Source organism: Lentzea sp. NPDC006480, assembly GCF_040611995.1.
Taxonomy (GTDB): domain Bacteria; phylum Actinomycetota; class Actinomycetes; order Mycobacteriales; family Pseudonocardiaceae; genus Lentzea.
The window spans coordinates 16,810-38,556 of sequence record NZ_JBEXPJ010000015.1 but is presented as its reverse complement, the minus strand read 5'-3'; the positions used below and the strand labels follow the sequence as shown (position 1 = coordinate 38,556).

Here is a 21,747-nt window from a genome sequence, read left to right as displayed (position 1 = left end):
AGGTGATCGAGGTCAGCCGACACGAGGTCGATCCGGAGTGGTCGGCCCGGAGCCTGACGAAGATCGAACGTCGGATCGAGGAGACGGTCGAGGCCCTTCCGAGCAGCCGCACCACCGCGCTGAGCGGTCTGATGATGGACGCGCTCAGCCACCTCGGGCACCGCTGCGCCGTCGATCCGCTGGGCAGCAACGGCGACACGTGGGACAGCCTGTGCTTCGCCGCCGAGGTCGGCGACGCGATCTTCGCCGTGGCCACGGCCGAGGAAGGCGCGACGGTCGAGATCACGTTGAAGGGCAAGCAGATCCCGGTCACCGCGACCGGCCCCGTGTACTTCGCGTCCGGCGGCACCTGGCTCACCACGAACTACCTCACGGCCGTCGCCAGGGACGTCGCGAAGACGCAGCGGCTGAGCGAGGTGCCGCTCGACGTGCTGCGCACCTCCGGGAGCGAGGAACCCGAGTACGTCTTCCTCATGGTCGACATGTTCCAGAAGTTCAACCTCCAGCAGCACGGCGTCCACGAAGCCCTCAACGCCGCGCTGAAGGCCACCGACCCGAACGAGGTCGACCCGATCCACCGCGAACACGTGCGCGTCGTGGCGTTCCCGCAGCTGAACATGTTCCACAACATCATCAACGCCGGCCGCGAGGAGCAGTTCAACCAGTCGCTCGCGGAAGCACTGGAGCTGTTCAAGGAGTTCTGGTCCAGCGAGGAGAACGAGGAGTCCCCGAACGGGTACGTCGCGATCGGGCCTCTCGGGCTGGCGAGCGTGGCCCACGACGCCGGTATCCCGATCGAGGTCGAGTCGGAGTACCTGCCTCGCTACCTGTACAACGGCTCCTGGACTCGTGAAGGGCTCTGATCGGCGATGGTGACCAGGGTGACCAGGGTGACCAGGCACCGGCTTCAGGTCCCGAGCACCGAGGGCGTCGACGCCAGGATCGCGAACACCGTCGAGCAGAGCGTGGCGGAGCTCGAGACCGATCCGCGCGTGTTCAACCGGCTCCTGTCGGCGCTGCAGCGGCTGATGGGCTGGCGCTGCTACCTGGACCCGGCCGCGAACGAGGTCGAGTCGTGGGAAGCCACCGTGATGGCGATGCAGGCGGCGAACGCGATCTTCGAGATCGCCAGAGCCGACCAGGGCGAGGTCAGTGTCCTGGTCGGTGAGAAGACCGTCACCGTCCCAGCAGGGTCGACGCGCGACATCGCCCACGCCGGCAACTGGGTCACCGCCTGCTACCTCGCCGTGATCTGCCGCGAGCAGGACCGGCTGAAGATGCTCGCCGAGACGCCGATCGACCTGCTGCGCGCGTCGGGTGCCGACTTCGACGAGTACATCTACGCCTGGGTCGACACCCTGCAGACCTACTGGCGGGGAGGGCCCGGCATCGGGGCCAAGCTCCAGGCCGCCGTCGAGGGCACCGATCCGGAAGTCGCCGAGGTGTCGGCCAACCTGATGCTCAGGGTGCTGTACCCGCCGATCAACCTCTTCCACCGGTTCCTCGAGAACCGGCACGAGGAGTTCAACGACGCCCTCGCCCAGGCGCTCGAGCTGAACAAGGAGTACTGGGACACGCCGGAGGAGGGCCGCGACTACATGCCGAACGGCGCCCTTCCGCTCGGCGCGCTGGCGATGACCTGCCTCGCCCACGACGCCGAGTTCCCCATCAAGGTCGAGTCCGACTACCTCCCCGAGCACCTGGTGCAGCGCACCTGGCTCGGAGAGTTCCCCACCAGATGACCATGCGGCGCACGTGATTCCCCGGCACGAGATCGACTTGGACTTCTCCCGCGCTCAGGTGGACACGCTCCAGCGCCTGATCGAGTCGGCCCTGGACGACGTCGAGACGGACCCCGACGCCCTGAGCGCGGTGCGCAAGCGAGCCCTGATGCGGTTCGAGCACCTCACGGCGCTGGACCCGGCGGCGGGCGAGGACGAGACCTGGCAGGCGGCCGTGTTCGCGTCGCAGGCGGCGAACGCGGTGTTCGCCCGGACGTCCAAGGCCGAGGACGTGGTCCGCTACCGCCTGGGCGATCGCGAGTACGCCCTGCCTGTGCTCGGCCCGAACCACCACGCCACCCCGGTCGACTGGGTCACCGCGGCGTTCCTCGCCGTGGTCACGCGCAGCGAGGAGCACGTCGCCGAACTGTGCAAGGTCGGCAAATACACGTTGCGCGGCAGCGGCGCCCAGGTCGAGGCCTACGTCCACCCCTGGGTCGAGACGCTTCAGCGCCACCTCGGTGGCGATCAGGTACCACCGGCGCTGCTCGAGTCCGTGATCGACCTGACCGACCCCGGACGGGCGAGCTTCGCCTCTCCCGACTTCATGCTGCTCGTCGCGCACCCGCCGGTGAACGTCCTCTTCCGCGTCCTGCGCGGCACGGCGGAGGAGTTCAACGACGCGCTCGTGCAGGCGGCCACCGCACACCGCGACTACTGGCGCCGGGCCGATTTCGCCGCCAACCCGGACGGTTTCGTCGCGGTCGGCGCGCTCGCCATGGCGATTCTCGGCAGGAACAAGGGTTTTCCAGTCGAGGTCGAGTCCGGCTACCTGCCGGAGAACCTGGTGAACGGCAGCGAGGACAAGGGCTTCACCGGCGATGTCAAGTCCGGCCACCTGCTGTCCGACGCTACTGAGAGTGTGTGAACGAGCCGAGGTTCACGACCGGCCCGCGCGCACGACACCAGCCCGATAAGATCAGCGGGTCCGACGGGGAGAGGGGCGAGATCCATCATGAGCCAGCCGGCCACACCGCTGAGCGAGCAGGACCAGCAGCAGCTCGTGCGGCAGATCGGCCGCGCCATGCTGCCGGCCGTACCGCAGGGCTGGCAGCGCATCCGGGCCGAGTACCGCGCGGCGGGCCGGCACATCGAGGTCGACCTGGCGTTCGCAGGCCCGGACGGTCAGCTGCGCCCGGTGCGTCCGCCGATGGACGTCGTGCAGATGTTCGGCCACCTGCGCGCGGGCATGTACCACCCGGAGCGCGGCACCTGGCTGAGCGCCACGTACGAGATCGAGGCACCGGCCGCCTTCACGGTCGACTTCAACGCCGAGGACGAACCGCGCTGGCGCAACGCCCCGCCGCCCATCGGTTTCCGCGACGAGCTGCAGACGTTCCCGCGTCCGGACCGGCAGATCCCCGACTGGTGGCGCCAGCGCGTCGGCCTGCCGCCGCTGCCGGTGCCCGAGCCGGAACCCCAGCAGCCGCAGGCACAGCAGGAGTTCCAGGTCCCGCCGGGCCAGGCACCCCAGCAGGACGGCGAGCTGCGCACCGCGCGCGTGTATGACGGCAAGGGCGAGGACGGCCGCATCGTCGTCAACCGCCAGCCGATCGACCCGCAGCTGGTCGACAGCCTGCTCACCTACCTCGAGTCGGCGCCGGTCGTGCTGGCCGCGCGCAGCTACGACCTCGACGAGTTCTCGCAGAGCGGCGAGCAGGACGTGCCGCTCAACTTCCGCACCGACGGCACCTGGATCTGGGCCGGCGCCGTGCCGCACTACCTGCGCAAGTACGGCCTGCCGCCGGAGCCGGAGCTGGTCGCGCACGTGGTGGCGCGTGGTTTCCAGATCGGCGAGGTCACCGACCAGACGCAGGACCGCGCGGTCTCGCTCATCACGGGTCAGAGCTAGCTCTCCAGCGAACGCAGGTACGCCTCTCCTCTCGGGGAGAGGCGATACCCCACTTCGAGCGACTCCGTGAGCCCCTTGGCCTTGAGCTTGCGGACCTCCGCCTTGAACGGCAGCTTCTCGCGTCCCACCGACGCGGCCAGATCCGCCGCCCGCACACCGGGGTTCGCCGCGATCAGCCGCAGCAACGCCAGCAGCGCGTCGGACAGCTCCACTCCGTCCACAGAGGACGACGAGCGCAACGCGATCCGCGGATCTTCACCCACGAAACGCAAGCGGACGCGGTAAAGCGCGCCCTCACGTCCGTCCACAGCGGACATCAGCTCGCGCACGGACGTGAACCCGGCCGCCACCGCCTCCGCGCGCGACACCCGCGACACGACGTCCACCGCGTCGATCGCCAGCACGCCCAACGACGTCCGCAAGGTCCCACCGGCGCGCACGGTCGGCCGTTTCCACCGCCGGAACTGCAGCGTGACCTCGCCGGAACGAATCCGTTCCCAGTCAGCCACTCGGATCAGCACCGAACGAGGGTCTCAGGTTGCCGAGGTGTCCGACAGCCGAGACCATCCAAGCCATGCAACGCTGGTGGCTCTTCACGGTGCGCGGAGTGTTCGCTGTCCTGTTCGGCCTGGCGGCCCTGGTCTGGCCCGGCCTCACACTGCTCGTCCTGATCATCATGTGGGGCGCCTACGCGCTGGTCGACGGCGCGATGATGTTGTACCTGACGCTGACCCACAAGGAGTGGCCCGCTCGCTGGGCCCTGGGCCTGATCGGCGCGCTCGGCGTGGTCACGGGCCTGATCGCCTTGTTCTGGCCCGGCATCACGGCGACCGCGCTGCTGCTCCTCATCGCGGCCTGGGCGCTCGTCACGGGCGTGCTGCAGATCATCGACGCCATCCGCCTGCGCAAGGTCATGACGAACGAGTGGTTCTACGTCGTCACCGGCGCGCTGACGGCGCTGCTCGGCATCATCCTGGTGGTGAACCCGGCCGCAGGTGCGCTGGCGTTCGTGATCACGATCGGCGTCTTCGCGATCCTGTGGGGCATCGTGCTGGTGCTGTTCAGCCTGCGGTTGAAGCGGCTCGAAGGCGGGCTCGCACAGCGAGGGTGACCAGCACGCCGACCGCCACGACGGCGGGCCGGATGAGGCCCACGTCACCGCTCCGGACCGGGAAACTGACGTAGCGTCATCGCGTGAGCGCACAACGTCGAACGTTTAGGGTCAATGCGCTTACCAGGCGCACAAATGCGCACGCTCGGGATATTCTGTGCGCATGAGCCCCGCGCTGGAGACGGTGCTGGCCAAGGCCGGCCTGCAGGTGAGCCCCGACGAGTTCCTGGCCCTCGTGTCCGACGCGGCACGCAGGCTCGCTCCGCCACACCCGGAACCGGCCACCTACTTCACACCGGACCAGCAGGCGGCCCTCACCGACGTGGGCCTGGACCTCTCCCCGGCGGGCCCGTCCGATGCCCGGCCACGCACCCGCACCGTCGTCGCCCACGCCGTGCTGCGCGACTCGGCCCTGACCGTGAACGAGGCCGCGCGCCAGCTCCAGGTCGACACCAGCCGCATCCGCCACCGCCTCGGCGTCGGCCGGCTCGTGGGCTGGAAGGACCGCGGCAGCTGGCGGCTGCCCGCGTGGCAGTTCGCGGGCGCCGGCGTGCTCCCGGGCCTGGAAACCGTGCTGGCGGAGATCCCGTCAGACCAGCCGGCCCTCGTCGTCGCCGCCTTCATGACCACTCTCCAGGAGGACCTGCCCGTGGACGGCGAGCCCGCGACCCCGCGCGACTGGCTGCTCGCGGGAGGCGACCCCCGCCGCGTCGCCGACCTGGCCTCCGTGCTCGGCACTCCCGCCTGAGCGCTCCCGAACACCCGACAGGACCCGAATGTCACGGCTTCCGCAGCCACCTGCCCCTGCCGTGCTGCAAGCGCATCTGCGCCGCACCGAGGACGTGGTGGCCGTCCACCGCGCCACCCGCCTGGTCCGCGTCTTCACGGCCAAGGGCTCCCACCCGCAGCGCTGGAACACGTTCCGCTACACGGGCCCGCTCCCCCACGCCCGCTTCGACGCCCAGCAGCCGGCCGAGGACGGCTCCCCGGTGCAGGATCACGAGAACGGCGTCCTCTACTTCGGACTGTCCGTCCGCACGTCGATCGCCGAGGTCTTCCAGGCCACCTCGATCGTGGACCGCCGCACCCGCTCGCCGTTCCTGGTGGTGCTGAGGCCTCGCCGCACCTTGCGCCTGCTCGACCTGGGCGGCCTGTGGCCCACCCGCGTCGGTGCGTCGCAGGAGATCTCGACCGGTCCGAAGCTGGTGACGCAGGCGTGGTCGCGGGCGATCCGCGCGGCTTATCCGGAGCTGGACGGCCTTTGGTACCGGTCGTCGATGGACTCGGGTGACCCGGCCATCTGCCTGTGGGACCCGCCCGGCGCCTCCGGGCTGCCGGCGGCACCGGACGTGCTGCTGCCACTGGACCATCCTGGGCTCGACCTGCCGTTGGCGCGGGTGTGCGAGGAGCTCAACTACACGCTGCTGGGGTGATCACGTGCGGGAACACCTGCCCACGAGCGCTTCGGGAGTCCGCCGCCTCGAAGCGTGGACCATCGCCGGCGATGTGCTCGGCACCTGGGAAGACTCAGCGGCAACGGTCGTCCTGGAGCTGATCGCCACCTTCCCGCCGGGCGAAGGCATGCGCTGCTTCAACCCCGGTTACGCGATCTGGGCGTACGCGGCCGACGACGAGCTGCTGTTCGACCTGGAGTTCTGCTACCGGTGCAACTGGGTGGGCGTGCACGAGCCGGGGCAACGGCAGCGACTCGTGCCGTTCGACCCGAACTCCGTGCCTGCCAAGGAACTGTTGGCACGCTTCCAGACCCTCGAATCCACTCGGGACTGACAGGGTCAGATGACCCTGTTCCGCCGAACGGCCGCCTGCCTAGCCTGAACGGATGCGGTTCGCGATCGCCGGGGGTGGTGTGGCCGGGCTGGCCGCCGGCCTGGCGGTGGCGCGTGCCGGGCACACGGCGGTCGTCGTGGAGCGAGACGACGTACGAGCGCAGGACGGCCCGGAAGGCGCGTTCGACGTCGTCCGCAAGGGCATCCCGCACTTCCAGCAGCCGCACACCTTCCTGCCGAGGGGCCGCAAGGTGCTGCGTGAGCTCGCGCCGGACATCATCGACACCATGCTCGACGCGGGCGCCGAGGAGCAGGACCTGGCCGCCCAGCTGAAAGGCCCGCGGCAGCCCGGCGACGAGGACCTGGTCTACCTCTGGGTGCGCCGGCCGATGGTCGAGTGGGCGCTCAGACGCGCCGCGGCTGCCGAACCCGGCATCAGGCTGGTCGCGGGAAGGCAGATCACCTGCCTGATTCCCGGCGCGAGCGGGTTCCACCTCGACAGCGGTGAGGAGATCTGCGCGGACGTCGTGGTCGACGCGCTGGGCCGGTACCGCTGCCCGCCTGGCTGGCCGCGCGCGAAAGCCGAGCCGACCGACTGCGGTTCGATCTACTACTGCCGCTACTTCGAGCTCACGCCCCAAGCCGAGCACCTTGCGGGGCCGTGGCTGCTCAACCCGCGCGGCGACCTCGGGTACATGGGCTTCAACACGTTCCGGGGCGACAACCGGACGTTCGCGGTGATCTTCATCGTGCCCACCGCGGACCGCGAGCTGCGGGTGCTGAAGGACAACGACGTGTGGATGGCCGCGGCGCGAGTCTGCCCGCCGCTGGACCTGATGACCTCACCGGACCACGCCCGGCCCATCACCGACGTCATGCCGATGGGCGGCCTGGCCAACATCGACCGCACAAGGGGTTCTGGCGTGCCGGGGCTCGTCCCCGTCGGCGATGCGTTGTGCCACACCAATCCCATGTTCGCCTACGGACTGTCGTTCTCCTTGGTGCACGCGCAGGCGTTGGGTCGGGCCAGCGCGCACACCACACCGGAGGACGTCACGGAGGCCTATCTCGCCGACGTCGGCCCGGAGGCGAGGGAGCGCCACACGTTCGCGCTGGAGTTCGACGCGGCGCGCAACGCGGCCTGGAGTGGCACGAAAGTCGACCTCAGCCGCCGCGACGGCTGCTATCCATTGTTCGCGTTCGGCGCGGCACTGGCCGCCGCACCGCGCGACGACCACGTGCTGCGCCGGACGGTCGGCCGCATCGGGCTGCTGGACAGGGTCTCGGTGTTCGACGAGGACAGCGACCTGCACGACCGCATCGAACGGATCTGGCCGCAGCTCACCCGCACGCCGGCCGGGCCACCGCGCGAGGAGCTGCTCCGGATCATCACCGGGGACCTGGTCAGCAGTTGAGGTAGCGGCCCCACCACTCCAGCACCGCGTCGAAGCGCTGCTTGCGGTGCCGCGGCTGGCCAGACCGGGTCAGCTCGTGCCCCTCGCCCGGGAAGATCAGCATCTCCGTCTCGACACCGCGCCGTTTCAGCGCCACGAACATGCGCTGCGCCTGCTCCAGCGGGCAGCGCCAGTCCTGTTCGGAGTGGACGACCGCGAACGGGAGGTTGATCTTCTCGGCGTAGGTCAGGGGTGACATCGCGCGCTGGGCCTCGGGATCGGTGCCGCAGTAGGCGTCGGCGAAGAAGTAGCCGATGTCGGACGAGCCGGAGAAGGAGTCCCAGGCGTTGACGGCGCGCTCGCTCCAGGCCGCGCGGAAGCGTTCGCCGTGGTGCGCGGACAGCCACGAGGTCATGAAGCCGCCGTAGGAGCCGCCCATGACGCCGACGCGCTCGGAATCGGTGTCCTCACGGGCAAGGGCGACGTCCAAAAGGGACAGCACGTCGTCCACGTCGACGGTGCCGAACTTGCCGATCACCGCCTGGCCGTGCGCCTGGCCGTAGCCCGCCGAGCCGCGCGGGTTCGGCAGCACGACCGCGTACCCGGCCGAGGCGTAGACCTGAGCCTCGTCGAAGAAACCCCAGCTGTGGTACATGAACGGACCACCGTGCACGGCCAGGACGACCGGGTGCGGGCCGTCGCCGTCGGGCAGCACGAGCCAGCCGTGCACCGGGTAACCGTCGGACGCCGAACCGTTGAGCTCGACGACCCGGCGCGCCTCAACCGACGAAAACGCCGTGCGCACACCGGATTCAACGAAGAGAACCTGACCAGGAATGTCCGGAGTGGACACCACAGCCACCACAGAATTCCCGTCGGTGGCGAAGAACTTGACCGCCTGCGAACCGCCGACGAGCACCTCACCCGGACCGCCGTCGAACGGAATCCGCTGCAGCTCCAGCGCACCGCGGTTGCGCACGACCAGCAACACACCGGAAGCATCCGCCACGGGCTGACCGGAAAGCCGTTCCACGTCAACGGTTTCGACATCGGTCAGCCGAACCGGCTCTGCAGAGCCGTCCAGCGGCGCCTTCCACAGCCCGTGGTTGCGCGCCACCGCGTCGATCCCGGTGAACTCGGTGCCCAGGTAGTACAGCGACGACCCGGCCACGAACGGCATCGAGACCTCGCCGGCACCGCCCACCAGCAACGACACCGAACCGCCGGAAGCAGGCACGGTGTACAGCGAGGAGTGCAGGGTCTCGACCGCGCCAAGATCACGCGGCGCCACGAACACGAGCGTCTCGGAGTCGAGCCACGCCGGGTCGGACACGTCGAACGACCCGTCCGTCACGTCGGAAACCGCACCGTCGAGGTCGACCACGTGCAGCCGCGGCCGACGGTCAGCGAGGAAGCCGACGTCGTCGACGCGGTAGTCCAGCCGCGTGATCCGGCGCGGCGCCTCGGCCTCAGGTCCGTCGTCAGCAGTCCCGTAACGCCCGGCCTCGGGCACCCGCGCCACGAACGCGAGCCGCGACGAGTCCGGCGACCACACCGGCGCACCGGCACCCAGCGGCAGATCGGTCAGCCGGCGCGGCTCACCGCCGTCCACCGGGGCGACGTAGATCTGCGGCTTCGACTTACCGGAAACCCGCAAGAACGCGACCAGACGACCGTCCGGAGAAATGCGCTGCGCATTGTCGCGGTCACCGTGTGTCCACGGTGTTGTCGTGCCGTCCGGGAAGACCCGGTGCAGACCACCCCGGTAGGTGTTCGAGTCGAGGTCGGGCGTGGTGATGCTGACCAGCACCAGGTCCCCGGACACGGCGACGGTGCCGGGTGTGGTGAGCAGCTGCAGGTCTTCAGGGCGCACGGCGTGGACGCTAACAGAACTTGTTAGCAAAGCTCATAGTCGTTTGTTGACGGATCACAGAAATTGACTCGCCGCATAGATTTCCGCTTATGACGCGCATCGTGTTCTCTGGGGGCAGGGTCTTCACCGGCCGGGCGACGGAGCCTGGCGACGTGGTCGTCGAGGGCGACCGCGTCGTGGACGTGGGCGTCGGGCTCGACGGCGACATCGTCGTCGACGCGACCGGCCACACGGTCCTGCCGGGGCTGTTCGACTGCCACGTGCACTTCATGTTCAGCGGCGCCGACCTGGTGCGGTCGCTGAACACGCCGTTCTCGCTGCCGTTCTACGAGGCGATCGGCAACATGAAAGCCACGCTCGAGTGCGGCATCACGACGGTCCGCGACGCGCTCGGCGCCGATCTCGGGGTCGCGGAGGCGGTCCGGCGCGGCCTGATCTCCGGCCCGCGCATGCAGATCGCGGTCAACATGGTCTCGCAGACGGGCGGCCACAACGACGACTGGATGCAGTGCGGCGCCCACATCTCGCCACCGCTGCACCCCGGCCTGCCGGACACCGTGGCCGACGGCCCGGAGGAGCTGCGCAAGGTCATCCGCACGCTCGTCCGCCACGGCGCGGACATCATCAAGATCGCCAGCAGCGGCGGCGTGATGTCACCGCGCAGCAACCCTCGGCACGCGCACTTCCGCGACGAGGAGATCGCGATGATCGTGCAGGAGGCCAACGCGGCGGGCATCGCGGTGATGTCGCACGCGATGAGCGGCGACGGCATCCTCACCGCCGTGCGCAACGGAGTCCGGTCCATCGAGCACGGCGTGTTCCTCACCGACGAGGGCGTCGAGGAGATGCTCAAGAACGGCACCTGGCTCGTGCCGACGCTGATGGCCCCGCGCATGGTGCTCGACCAGGCCGCCGCGGGGGTGGCGATCTCGGACGTCATCCTCGACAAGGCCAGGACCGTTGTCGCGCAACACACCCAGGCGTTCCAGAAGGCGCACGCGGCGGGCGTGAAGATCGCGATGGGCACCGACTCCGGCGTGGGTCCGCACGGCGACAACCTCAACGAGCTCACGCTGATGGTCGAGTACGGCATGACGCCCGCCGAGGCGCTCTACGCGACCACCACGTCCGCCGCCGAGCTGATGCGCCTCGGAAACGAACTCGGCGAGCTCGCCCCTGGCAAGCTCGCCGACCTGGTCCTGGTCGAGGGCGACGCCGAACAACACGTCAAGGCCGGCACCCTGAAGCAGTCGATCCGCGCCGTATACCAGTCCGGCACCCAAACCGTCCACTGTTAGTTTTCACGCGGGGACCCCACGTACCGTCCTGCAGTACGAAAGGGCCCCGCGTGCGGCAAAAACCACCCGTTAGTGGTTGGCGCCTACGTGCTTCGCGGCCTCCGGGTCGCGACGAACCTTGAGGAGGCTGGCGATCGTCGTGATCGCCAGCACGCCGACGATCACCGACAGGGAGACCTCGATGCCGATCGTCGGCACGTGGAAGGGCTCGCCGCCGTTGAGGAACGGCAGAGTGTTGGTGTGCAGGGCTTCCAGGATCAGCTTGACGCCGATGAAGCCGAGGATCACCGACAGGCCGATCGAGAGGTAGACGAGCTTCGCGAGCAGGCCGCCGAGCAGGAAGTACAGCTGGCGCAAGCCCATCAGCGCGAACGCGTTGGCCGTGAACACCAGGAACGGCTCCTTGGTGAGGCCGAAGATCGCCGGGATCGAGTCGAGCGCGAAGAGCAGGTCGGTGGAGCCGATCGCGACCATCACGATGAACATCGGGGTCACGTACCGCTTGCCCTCGATCTTGATGAACGAGTTCGAGCCGTGGAAGTCGTCGGTCACCGGGAAAACCTTGCGCACCATGCGCAGCATCAGGTTCTCCTTGTACTCCTCTTCCTCGTCGTGGTTCTCCCGCGCCAGCTGCCAGCCGGTGTAGATGAGGAACGCGCCGAAGATGAAGAAGACCCAGCTGAACTGGCTGATGAGCGCCGCGCCGGCCGCGATGAAGATGCCGCGCATGATCAACGCGAGCAGGATGCCGATCAGCAGCACCTTGTGCTGGTGGATCGCGGGCACCTTGAACGTCGTCATGATGATCAAGAAGATGAAGAGGTTGTCCACGCTCAGCGAGTACTCGGTGATGTACCCGGCGAAGAACTCCGTGGCGTACTGCCCACCGGAGAAGTACCAGATCCCGAGGCCGAAGAGCGCGGCCATCGCGACGTAGAAGACGACCCAGCGGGCTGCTTCTCCGATCGTCACCTCATGGGGTTTTCGATCGACGATGACGAGGTCGACAGCCAGCAGAACGAGCAGACCTGCGATCGTCGCGATCCACATCCATGCGGGGACGTTCACAACCCAACCTCCGGGATTCTCGGGCGCACGCCAAATAAACCCGGAGGTCTCCTCCGCCGCTGAGATGATCTCTCAGTCGACCGACGGCACCGGAAGCTCCACGCCGAGCTCCGTACTGACGACACCGCCGCTTAGGGAGTACTCCCCTCCATGCTGCGTGAATATTGTGCTCCACGAGAGGCGGTTAGCGCCACACAGGGTGAGCAGACCCACGCAACCAGGTGCAACGGGAATACGCTGCGTGTCGTTCGGATCGGAACCGCCGCTACCTGAAGCCCTGCTGAAGATCCACTCTTGCTGAGACCGGGACCGGATCCCGACAGGCCGTTCTCAGCAAAACTCGCATATCGTCAGCGATGTGTCCCGCCTCTCCCGCCTTCGCGGCCGGTGGACGATCCCCGCATTGATCGTGGTCCTCGCCGTCGTCGCAGGTGGCGTGTACTTCACTCGATCCGGCGACGACCCCGTGGCCGTTCCGTACAAAGAAGCGAACATCGACGCACCTGAGAGCCCCGACAGCACTCAGACGGTGACGATCGAGACGCGTCTCTACCTCCCCCAGCAGACGCCCGCGCCCGCGATCATGCTCGCGCACGGTTTCGGCGGCAGCCTCCGCAGCGTGCACACCCAGGCCGAGGAGTTCGCCCGGCGCGGCTTCGTCGTGCTGACGTGGTCCGCGCGCGGTTTCGGCCGCAGCACCGGCCAGATCGCGCTGAACTCGATCGACCGCGAGGTCCGCGACGCGCAGAAGCTGCTCGACTTCCTCGGCACCCGTGACGAGGTGCAGAAGGACTCCGCCGGCGACCCCCGCGTCGGCGTGACAGGCGCTTCGTACGGCGGCGCTCTGTCGCTGCTGCTGGCCGGCGTCGACAAGCGCGTCGACACGATCGTCCCGGTCATCACCTACAACGACCTCGCGCAGGCGTTGCTGCCGAACGCCTCGTCGACGACGCCCCGCCCGGAGGCCACGCCGGCGGCCACCTCGTTCGGCGAGGACGGCGTCTTCAAGCGATCGTGGGCGGGCATCTTCTTCTCGGCGGGCATGACGTCGATCGACCTCTCGTCGCCCACGGGTGACGCGCCGGAGATGGGTCAGACCGAGTCCCAGCAACCGGCCCAGCAACCGGGTGGGAACTCAGGTGCCGCGGGTCAGCCTCCGACGCCTGCTCTCGGCGCGTGCGGCCGCTTCACACCCGAGGTCTGCGCCGCCTACACCGAGGTCGCCACGACGGGCCGCGCGTCGCAGCAAACCCTTGAGCTGCTTCGCAAGTCGTCTCCAGTCGCGGTGACCGACCAGATCAAGCAGCCGACGATGCTGGTGCAGGGCGAGGCGGACACCCTGTTCGGCCTCGACCAGTCCGACGCGACCGCGCGCCAGATCGCCGCGGCCGGCGGCAAGGTCAAGATGGTCTGGTACGCCGGTGGCCACGACGGCGGCAACCCTGGCACATCGCTGCGCGGTGAGATCGCCGACTGGATGGCGTTCCACCTGCAGGGCAAGGGAAACAACCCCGGCACCGGCTTCGAGTACACGGTGCAGGGCGCGTTCCGCTCGTCCGGCACGCCTTCGTTGCGCACCGTCGTCGCGCCTTCGTACCCCGGGCTTTCCGGTGGTTCGGTCGAGCGCAGAACGGTGAAGCTCAGCGGACGCGAGCAGGTCGCGGTGAACCCGGCGGGCGGCAACCCGGCGGCGATCTCCAACCTGCCCGGCCTCGGTTCGGCCCTGTCGCGCTCGTCGGCGATCTCGTCGCGGTTGTCGATCGACCTGCCGGGTCAGGCGGCGGTGTTCACTTCGGACGCTCTCGACTCTCAGCTGCTGCTGACCGGTTCCTCTACGGTCCGGCTGCGCGTGGCTCGTGGCGACCAGAACTCCGGTGAGGCGATCCTGTTCGCCAAGCTGTACGACGTCTCGGCGGACGGCACGCGGGTGCTGCCCGGCTCGGTCGTCGCGCCGTTCCGCGTGGCGCTGCCGCCGGACGGTTCCGCTGCCGAGGTGAACGTGACGTTGCCTCCTGCCGTGCGTCCCGTCGAGAGCGAGCACAAGCTGGCGCTGGTCGTGTCGACGACGGACCAAGCGTTCGCGAACGCCGAACAGCCTGCGGCGTACCGGATCTCGCTGGCCTCTGATTCCTTGTCGGTGCCCGTGGTGCCCGGCCGCAACGTGACGACCGGCTTCCCGGTGGCCGCGTTGTGGGGCATCGTGATCGCGCTGCTGGTGCTGATCGGCGCCGGTGTCATCGCGATGTTCCGCCGTCGCCTGGCGCACGACTCGGATCCGGAGCTTTCGTCGGTGCCGCTGGTGATCTCCGGCCTGACCAAGTCGTACCCCGGTGGTCTGAAGGCGGTTCGCGATCTCTCGTTCCGCGTGGAGCACGGCCAAGTTCTCGGCTTGCTGGGCCCGAACGGCGCCGGCAAGACCACGACGCTGCGCATGGTGATGGGCCTGATCCACCCGTCCGAGGGCCACATCCGCGTCTTCGGCCACAAGGTGACGCCCGGCGCGCCCGTGCTGTCGCGCATCGGTTCGTTCGTCGAGGGTTCCGGCTTCCTGCCGCACCTGTCCGGCGCGGCCAACCTGAAGCTGTACTGGGCGGCCACGGGTCGCCCTCTGGAGGAAGCCCACATCGAGGAGGCCCTGGAGATCGCGGGCCTCGGCGACGCCGTGAACCGCCGCGTGCGCACCTACAGCCAGGGCATGCGCCAGCGGCTCGCGATCGCCCAGGCGATGCTCGGCCTCCCGGACCTGCTGATCCTGGACGAACCGACCAACGGCCTCGATCCGCCCCAGATCCACCAGATGCGCGAGGTCCTGCGCCGCTACGCCGCGGCCGGCCGCACCGTCCTGGTGTCGTCGCACCTGCTGGCCGAGGTCGAGCAGACCTGTTCGCACGTGGTCGTGATGCACAAGGGCCAGCTCGTCGCCGCGGGCGAGGTGGCCGACATCGCGGCAGGAGGCGGCGAGGCGACGTTCCGCGTCGACTCCCCCTCGAAGGCGGCCGACGTCCTGCGAGGCATCGAAGGCGTGCACGACGTGCACGAGGACGAAGGCGCCGTGCACGCGTCGATGAACGGCGTCCCGCGCGCCGCAGCACTTTCGGCGTTGGTCGCCGCGGGTGTGGCAGTGGACCAGGCGGGTCCGCGACGCAGGCTGGAAGACGCGTTCTTGGAGCTGGTCGGTGAATGACTTCCTGATGGCAGCGGCGTCCGCGACCACGGACGCCCAGGCCGAGGCAGAGGTCCCCTCGTCGAGCGAGCAGACGTTGCTCGCAGGCGTGGGGGGTCCCCTTGACTCAATTATCCCAGCCGGGTCTGACATTTTCGGAGCGGAGACCGACCGGTGAACGACCACACGCCGCACACCGGTGACGCCACGACCGAGGACGCCGACGCTCGTCCTGTGATCAAGACCGTGCTCACGGCGAACCCGAACCGCACCAAGGCACCACGGCAGGAGGTGGACAGGTGAACGACCACGACGTCCACACCGACCCCGGCGCGCTCACCGAGCTCACCGAAGCCGCCGCCCACCAGCACACCGAGGTGGCGCCGGACGGCTCGGCGGTCGGCTACAAAGCACGCAGGACCCTCAGGATCCGCGTCGAGCTGCAGCGTCAGATCAGGCGCAGGAGGACCCAGCTCGTGCTGGGCTTCCTGGTGCTGCTGCCGTTCATCCTCGCGCTGAGCTTCGAGATCGGTCAGTCCGACCCGAACCGGCGCAGCGGCGGTTTCGTCGACCTCGCGACGGCGAGCGGCATCAACTTCGTGGTGCTCACGCTGTTCGTGAGCGGCAGCTTCCTGCTGCCGATGATCGTGGCGCTGTTCTTCGGCGACACGATCGCGTCCGAAGCGAGTTGGTCGAGCCTCAAGTATCTGCTGGCCGCACCGATCCCGCGCCACCGTCTGCTCCGCCAGAAGGCCATCGCGTCCGGCCTGCTCAGCTTCTTCGCCCTCGCACTGCTCCCCGCGGTCGCCCTCGCGGTCGGCGTCCTCTGGTACGGCGCGGGCGAGGTCGTGAGCCCCACCGGCGAGGCGGCACCGTTCGCGGACGGCGTGCTCGGCATGGGGCTCGCGGTCTGCTACATCGCGATCAACCTGTTCTGGGTCGCGGGCCTGGCGCTGTTCCTGTCCGTGTCCACCGACGCACCGCTCGGCGCGGTCGGCGGCACGGTGCTGGTGTCGATCGTGTCGCAGATCCTCGACCAGATTCAGCCGCTCGAGGATCTGCGCAACTACCTGCCGACGCACTACTCGATGGCGTGGGCCGACCTGCTCTCGACCGATGTGGACTGGTCGGAGATGACCCGCGGAACGTTCTCCGCGCTCGTCTACGGCGGCATCTTCACGTTGCTCGCGGCACGTCAGTTCAAGAACAAGGACATCACTAGCTGACGCAGAACTCGTTGCCCTCGGGGTCGAGCATCACGACCCAGTGGCCCGTCTGGTCGTTGTGCTCGCGCACCCGCGTGGCGCCCAACGAGACCAGGCGGTCCACTGAGTCGAGGCCGGCGCGGATGTCGAGGTGCATGCGGTTCTTCGCGGTCTTGCCCTCTGGCACGCGCTGGAACAGGAACCGCGGCCCCTTGCCGTCCGGGTCGATCAGCGCCGCGTAGTCGTCGGCCGAGTCGAACGGGATGTTGTTCTTGACCGCGAACTCCTCCCACGTGGCGAAGCCGGGAGGCGGCGGCTGCGTCACGTAACCGAGTGCCTGCGCCCAGAAGTCGGCGAGCTTGGGCGGGTTGTTCGCGTCGAACGAGACCTGGAATTCAGTTGCCATGACGGCACCGTAGAACCCAATGCGGACAACCACTGTCCGGAGTAGCGTGCCGTCTCATGTCACGTCCTGTGCACTTCGAGATCCACGCCGCAGATCCGGAGCGAGCGCGGAACTTCTACTCCTCCGTCTTCGGCTGGAAGATCGACCAGTGGGGCGACATCCCCTACTGGGTGATCACCACCGGCGACGACGACCAGCCCGGCGTCAACGGCGGACTGCTGCCACGCCGCGGCCCCGACCCCGAGCCCGACGCGCCCGTCCACGGCTTCGTCATGACGATGAGCGTGGTCGACATCGACGCCACCATCGCCGCCATCGAGGTCAACGGCGGCACGGTCGCGCTGCCCAAGGACAAGATGCCCGGCGTCGGCCTGCTCGCCTACTACAAGGACACCGAGGGCAACATCTTCGGCATTCTCCAGCCAGAAGAGCGCCAGTCCTAAGGGCGCTTGCGTTTCGGCAACCGCGCGACGACGGCCTCATAGGAGCCGTCGACGAGCTCCAGCAGGTCGTCGTCGGGCACCGATCCCTTGAGCGCGATGGTGTTCCAGCCGTAGCGCCCCACGTAGCCGCTGATCGTGATGTCGCCGGGAAAGCGCTCCCGCCACGGCGCGGCGGCTTCGGCGTCGGCGCCGCACTTGAGCCCGACGGTGTGCGCGTCGAGGCCGATGAACGCGAACGCCTTGCCTCCCACCTTGCACACCAGCTCGGCGTCGCCCCACGGATACGTCTCCTCCGCGCCCGGCTTCCCGGCGCAGTAGGCGATCAGCTCGTCCAGTGTCACCACAGGATTATCGCGCGCCGAACACGGAGACGAAACGCGTGAGCAACTCGGCGAACACAACCCGTTCCTCGTCGGTCCAGCCGTCCATCGCCGTCGCACACGCAGCCTGCCGCGCCCGGTGCAGCTCAGCCGACGTCGCACGTCCCCGCGGCGTGCGGACGAGCAGCACGCGCCGCCCGTCCGCCTTGTCCGCGATCCGCGACACCAGCCCGGAATCCACCGCGCTCGTGACGAGTTTGCTGGCGCGCGGCTGATCCACGTGCAACGCCGAGGCCACACTGGACACCGTCGCCTGCGTACCGGTCCGCTCAGCCGTCTCCACGACATCGAGCACGTCAAAGGCCGGTACGGCCAGCTCGGCAAGCGCTCGGCGTGACTGACTGCGCCGCATCGCGATCAGAGCCTGCTCCACCGCGGCGAGGTGGGAGTCCACATCCACCCCGAGATCATTGCCGTCCCGCGCCGTGACGAAAGCTGTCAGCCGACATCTCACCCCAGAGAGCGATTTATCCCGTAAGCGCGCATGGTCGTCTGCTCCGCGGAGTTACCCGCCGCATCCACCGCCTTCACTTTGAGCGACACGAACGCCGCCCCGCCCGGATGCGCGACCAACGCCTTCCACCGCGACCTGGAACCCGCCACCGGCACACTCCGCCACGTCACTCCGTCGTCCACCGACGCCTGCACCGTCACGCTCTTCACCTCGGCCGCCCCGGCCGATCCCGCCTGCGGCACCACGCTCACGTCCACCGGGAACACCCGGCACCCGGCAGGAGCGCGGTTGAGATCGTCGAACGCCCCGGAAATCCGCACCGTGGGCACCGGCAGGTAGACGTTCCCGTCCGTCTTGGCCGACTTGAACTCGAACCTCGCCGACACCTTCGGCGCGAACGGCGTCCACTTGGGGCTGCGGGTGGCCTCGACGTCCAGCACGTACCGCGCCTCCGCCTCAGGCAACCCGGAGAAGTTCGCGAACACCCCGGGACTGTCCGCGAGCACGCGTCCATCCACAGTGGACAGTTTCGTGCGCGCCCGCACGTACGGCGCTCCGAACACGAACTCGTCCGACGCGTCCGCCTCCCCCGGCGCGAACGGCCAGTGCTGCACCCACCCGTTGTTCCCGTACCGCACCAGCCCGTGGAACCCGCGCAGGTTCAAGTCCGTCGACGCCACCACGCTGTTCCACGACCTGGATCCCGTCTTTCCACCCGGAAACACCAGCCGCCCGGCACTGATGTGCCCGTCGAACCCCAGACTCGGCTGCGACAGCGGCCGCTGGAAGAAGTCCATGACCCACTTGACGTCCGGCCGCCCGGTGAAGTGCTCCACCCGCCGCTGCGGAATCGGCAGATCCAGCGCCACCCCGAACGTCACCGCCTGCCCCTTCACGTAGAACGGCGTGGACGACCGCGACCCGATGGCCGGCACCCCTTGCGCCCGGTACCGCACCTTCTCCCCGTACAACTCCCGATCCCGCACCCGAGGTTTCAGCTCGGCGGGAATCTCTCCGGCATGAGGCGCCGCCACGAAGTACTCGTGCCCGCCACCACCCCACACCTGGAACGTCCCGAAGCTGAAATACGCCGCATCCGCTTTCACCGGCACCGCGAAGAACGAATCACTCGTCCTGGACGACACTCCGGTCTGCACCCGGCCACCCCCGGCCTGATACACCGCGTCCAGCCCGACGTACTTCCGCCCAACCGCCCGGTCGAACCGCGCCCCGACCTCTTTCCCCTGCCGCGCATCAATCGTGACCGTCGTGGGCTTGTCCACGCTGATCTTCCCGGTGCTGGCCCACGTGTGCTCGCCATCCCCGTGCACCAACGCGTCCACCGAGTAGTTCCCCTTCAACAGCCGCAACTTCGTCATCCCACCAACCGGCTGCGCGAGATCCACGCTCTCCCCGCTGTCCAACTCCAGCGCACTGACCTCGGCATCCGACGGCTTCCCATCCCGCCCCACCGTCAGCACGGTCAACTCGTACATCTCGGCCTCGGCCGTGAACCCGACAGCCGTGACCACGCCCCCAGCCGTGATCCGCGCCCCGCCGGACCCCACCGCGACCTCGGCAGGGTCCAACGTCACCTCGACGTCCGCGGACCCGTTGGCAGGCACCGTGATCTCCGAGGCGCTCACCCTGACCGCCTTGTTGTCGACGCTGATCGGCATGGTGACCGCCTGCGCCGACCCGTTGCGATAACTCAGCTTCTTGCTGATCGGCGGCAACTGCGTGTGCGGAAACCTCAACACCCCAAAGCTCAAACTCGAAGCGCTGGCAACAACCCGCGCCCCAACAGCCCTGGCGACGTCGAGCCGCCCACTCCCCTCCTCGAAAACGCCGCGCCCGATCGACTTCGCACTCCCGGTGAGCACCGCCTTCAGCTCCGCCCCACCCCACTCGGGATGCGCCTGCTTCACCAACGCAGCAGCCCCAGCCACATGCGGCGCCGCCATCGACGTCCCATCCGCCCTCGTGTGCAACGCGTCAATCGGCTCACCCATGCTCGTCCCAGCCGCCCGCGCCGCCCCGACGTCCTCCCCAGGCGCCACCACATCCGGCTTGACCGCGAAATCCCCCACCCGCGGCCCCCGGCTGGAAAACCGGCTCAGCCGATCAGCCTTGCTGACACTCCCCACCGCCAGCGCGGCATCAGCAGCCGCCGGCGAACTGACCCCGTCCTCCCCCTCATTCCCAGCCGCCACCACGAACAACGTCCCGAACTGCTCGGAAAGACGATCAACGGCAAGGGACAGGGGATCCGTGCCGTCACTCGCCCCACCGCCAAGACTGAGGTTGACCACCCCAGCTCGCGGCGCAGCCCACTCCATGGCCGCCAACACGGCCGACTCGTCACACGTCTCGTCCGCACAAACCTTGCCCACCAACAACCGAGCATCCTTGGCAACCCCGCCAAAGACCCCGTCGCCGGCCACAGTCGCCGCAACATGCGTCCCGTGCCCGAACGTGTCCTTCACCCCAGTACCAGTGAAGTCCTTGGCCTCCAGCACCTTCCCCGTGAGGTCCGGATGGTCCGCGTCAATCCCGCCATCCAGCACCGCAACGGTCACCCCACGCCCCGTGAACCCCAAGTCCCACGCAGCAGGTGCCCCAACCTGCGCAAAGCTCTCCGCGTCCAGCAATCGAACCCGCCCGTCCAACCACACCTTCCGAACGCCCGCATCCCGCTTGATGCCCTCCCAAGCACCCCCGAGCGCACTCTTGGCCAGCACGCGCGCATCCCGGTCAACGATCAACGGCAACGTGTCCCGGCTACCGTCATCCCGCCCTTGCTCGATCAACCCGGTGACGTCGAACAACCGCCTGTCGACCTTGCCACTCCGGATCAACGGCACAGCATCCTGCGGCACGACCTCAACATGCCCCTTGGCCGTGTACCGCTGATGGAACAACACCCCATCCCGCCCGGCCCCAGGCGCCACCGTGACCTGATCACCTTGCAGAACAACACGATCCCCAGTGACCAACGTGACCGCCTTGGGCGCCGAAACACCAAGACGCGGCGCACTGGAAGGTAACCGCTCAGCCCCAGCCGAAGGAGCCCCAACGCCCCCGGCAACCACAATGAGCGCAGCACCGATCGCCACCCCGCGCAGCATGAAAGCCTCCCGCTCGCACCGATCCCGGCAGCGCAGCGGCGAGTGCGCGAGATCGACACTGGCCGGGAAAACGTTTTCCGTCAAGCGCCACACGGCGTACAGCGCAACCACACCGGCAGAGGAACGCGAGCGGGCACAGCGGAGGGTGGAGCAGCGCCGAAGGGCAGGGATCGGCGGCAATCCGCCCAGGAGGCCGAGCGGAGAGCGGAGCGAGGCGAGGCCGAGCGGGGCGAAGCGGGGCGAAACGAGGCGGGGCGGGGCGGAGCGGGCGAAGCGAAGTGAGGCGAGGCGAGGCGGGGCGAGGCGAAGCGGGGCGAGGCGAAGCGGGGCGAGGCGAAGCGGGGCGAGGCGAAGCGGGGCGAGGCGAAGCGGGGCGAGGCGAAGCGGGGCGAGGCGAAGCGGGG

General features: G+C 68.7%; 21 protein-coding genes. 14 read left to right on the top strand and 7 right to left on the bottom strand.

Annotation, left to right across the window (positions count from 1 at the left end; translation table 11 throughout):
- The first annotated feature begins 2 nt into the window (after positions 1 to 2).
- From ABZX92_RS08940 to ABZX92_RS08925, 4 genes are all read left to right on the top strand, one after another.
- Complete coding sequence (locus ABZX92_RS08940) at positions 3 to 863, top strand: immunity 49 family protein (RefSeq protein ID WP_355555587.1); 861 nt, start codon at positions 3 to 5, stop codon at positions 861 to 863.
- 27 nt (positions 864 to 890) lie between these two features.
- On the top strand, positions 891 to 1,742 hold the full coding sequence (locus tag ABZX92_RS08935; protein WP_355555585.1) for an immunity 49 family protein: 852 nt from the start codon (positions 891 to 893) through the stop codon (positions 1,740 to 1,742).
- A 13-nt stretch (positions 1,743 to 1,755) separates the two neighbouring features.
- Positions 1,756 to 2,649, top strand: coding sequence for an immunity 49 family protein (locus tag ABZX92_RS08930; RefSeq protein ID WP_355555583.1), 894 nt, complete (start codon positions 1,756 to 1,758; stop codon positions 2,647 to 2,649).
- An 87-nt stretch (positions 2,650 to 2,736) separates the two neighbouring features.
- A complete protein-coding gene (locus ABZX92_RS08925) occupies positions 2,737 to 3,633 on the top strand; it encodes a hypothetical protein (RefSeq protein WP_355555581.1) in 897 nt (298 codons plus the stop codon).
- Here the strand turns inward: ABZX92_RS08925 and ABZX92_RS08920 are convergent.
- A complete protein-coding gene (locus ABZX92_RS08920; protein ID WP_355555580.1) occupies positions 3,630 to 4,154 on the bottom strand; it encodes a hypothetical protein in 525 nt (174 codons plus the stop codon). The two genes, ABZX92_RS08925 and ABZX92_RS08920, sit on opposite strands and share 4 nt — an antisense overlap.
- A 53-nt stretch (positions 4,155 to 4,207) precedes the next feature.
- Between ABZX92_RS08920 and ABZX92_RS08915 the strand changes: the two genes are divergently transcribed.
- The 5 genes from ABZX92_RS08915 (at position 4,208) to ABZX92_RS08895 (ending at position 7,946) form a co-directional block, all read left to right on the top strand.
- A complete protein-coding gene (locus ABZX92_RS08915) occupies positions 4,208 to 4,744 on the top strand; it encodes a DUF308 domain-containing protein (RefSeq protein WP_355555578.1) in 537 nt (178 codons plus the stop codon).
- Between the two features lie 163 nt (positions 4,745 to 4,907).
- The gene (locus ABZX92_RS08910; RefSeq protein WP_355555576.1) at positions 4,908 to 5,492 is read left to right on the top strand and encodes a DNA-binding protein; all 585 of its coding nucleotides are present in this window, start codon (positions 4,908 to 4,910) and stop codon (positions 5,490 to 5,492) included.
- 28 nt (positions 5,493 to 5,520) lie between these two features.
- Positions 5,521 to 6,177, top strand: coding sequence for an RES family NAD+ phosphorylase (locus tag ABZX92_RS08905; protein WP_355436287.1), 657 nt, complete (start codon positions 5,521 to 5,523; stop codon positions 6,175 to 6,177).
- Positions 6,178 to 6,181: 4 nt separating this feature from the next.
- Complete coding sequence (locus ABZX92_RS08900; protein ID WP_355555574.1) at positions 6,182 to 6,532, top strand: hypothetical protein; 351 nt, start codon at positions 6,182 to 6,184, stop codon at positions 6,530 to 6,532.
- Positions 6,533 to 6,584: 52 nt separating this feature from the next.
- A complete protein-coding gene (locus tag ABZX92_RS08895; RefSeq protein WP_355555573.1) occupies positions 6,585 to 7,946 on the top strand; it encodes an FAD-binding protein in 1,362 nt (453 codons plus the stop codon).
- Here the strand turns inward: ABZX92_RS08895 and ABZX92_RS08890 are convergent.
- On the bottom strand, positions 7,936 to 9,798 hold the full coding sequence (locus tag ABZX92_RS08890; protein WP_355555572.1) for a S9 family peptidase: 1,863 nt from the start codon (positions 9,796 to 9,798) through the stop codon (positions 7,936 to 7,938). The genes ABZX92_RS08895 and ABZX92_RS08890 overlap by 11 nt on opposite strands.
- A gap of 89 nt (positions 9,799 to 9,887) precedes the next feature.
- On the opposite strand from ABZX92_RS08890, the gene ABZX92_RS08885 reads away from it, so the two are divergent.
- Positions 9,888 to 11,096: an amidohydrolase family protein gene (locus ABZX92_RS08885; RefSeq protein WP_355555570.1), complete on the top strand. Its 1,209-nt coding sequence runs from the start codon at positions 9,888 to 9,890 to the stop codon at positions 11,094 to 11,096.
- A gap of 69 nt (positions 11,097 to 11,165) precedes the next feature.
- Here ABZX92_RS08885 and ABZX92_RS08880 read toward each other — a convergent pair whose 3' ends face one another.
- Positions 11,166 to 12,164 (bottom strand): TerC family protein, encoded by a 999-nt coding sequence (locus ABZX92_RS08880; protein ID WP_355555568.1) that lies wholly within the window; start codon positions 12,162 to 12,164, stop codon positions 11,166 to 11,168.
- 358 nt (positions 12,165 to 12,522) lie between these two features.
- Here ABZX92_RS08880 and ABZX92_RS08875 point away from each other — a divergent pair, with 358 nt between their 5' ends.
- From ABZX92_RS08875 to ABZX92_RS08865, 3 genes are all read left to right on the top strand, one after another.
- Positions 12,523 to 15,348 carry an alpha/beta fold hydrolase gene (locus ABZX92_RS08875; RefSeq protein ID WP_355555566.1) on the top strand — a complete coding sequence of 942 codons (2,826 nt, stop codon included), beginning with the start codon at positions 12,523 to 12,525 and terminating at the stop codon, positions 15,346 to 15,348.
- Positions 15,349 to 15,501: 153 nt separating this feature from the next.
- The gene (locus tag ABZX92_RS08870; RefSeq protein ID WP_355555564.1) at positions 15,502 to 15,630 is read left to right on the top strand and encodes a hypothetical protein; all 129 of its coding nucleotides are present in this window, start codon (positions 15,502 to 15,504) and stop codon (positions 15,628 to 15,630) included.
- Positions 15,627 to 16,553 carry an ABC transporter permease subunit gene (locus tag ABZX92_RS08865; protein ID WP_355555562.1) on the top strand — a complete coding sequence of 309 codons (927 nt, stop codon included), beginning with the start codon at positions 15,627 to 15,629 and terminating at the stop codon, positions 16,551 to 16,553. Before ABZX92_RS08870 ends, ABZX92_RS08865 begins: the two co-directional genes overlap by 4 nt.
- Here ABZX92_RS08865 and ABZX92_RS08860 read toward each other — a convergent pair.
- Positions 16,546 to 16,938, bottom strand: coding sequence for a VOC family protein (locus tag ABZX92_RS08860; protein ID WP_355555560.1), 393 nt, complete (start codon positions 16,936 to 16,938; stop codon positions 16,546 to 16,548). The genes ABZX92_RS08865 and ABZX92_RS08860 overlap by 8 nt on opposite strands.
- Positions 16,939 to 16,994: 56 nt before the next feature.
- Here ABZX92_RS08860 and ABZX92_RS08855 point away from each other — a divergent pair, with 56 nt between their 5' ends.
- Positions 16,995 to 17,381, top strand: coding sequence for a VOC family protein (locus tag ABZX92_RS08855; protein WP_355555558.1), 387 nt, complete (start codon positions 16,995 to 16,997; stop codon positions 17,379 to 17,381).
- Here ABZX92_RS08855 and ABZX92_RS08850 read toward each other — a convergent pair.
- From ABZX92_RS08850 to ABZX92_RS08840, 3 genes are read right to left on the bottom strand one after another with little or no spacing between them, the layout of a single operon-like run.
- Positions 17,378 to 17,722, bottom strand: a complete 345-nt coding sequence (locus tag ABZX92_RS08850) for an MmcQ/YjbR family DNA-binding protein (protein WP_355555556.1) — start codon at positions 17,720 to 17,722, stop codon at positions 17,378 to 17,380. The two genes, ABZX92_RS08855 and ABZX92_RS08850, sit on opposite strands and share 4 nt — an antisense overlap.
- A 7-nt stretch (positions 17,723 to 17,729) precedes the next feature.
- Positions 17,730 to 18,161, bottom strand: coding sequence for a MarR family transcriptional regulator (locus ABZX92_RS08845; protein WP_355555554.1), 432 nt, complete (start codon positions 18,159 to 18,161; stop codon positions 17,730 to 17,732).
- Between the two features lie 50 nt (positions 18,162 to 18,211).
- On the bottom strand, positions 18,212 to 21,094 hold the full coding sequence (locus ABZX92_RS08840) for a S8 family serine peptidase (RefSeq protein ID WP_355555552.1): 2,883 nt from the start codon (positions 21,092 to 21,094) through the stop codon (positions 18,212 to 18,214).
- Positions 21,095 to 21,747 lie beyond the last annotated feature (653 nt).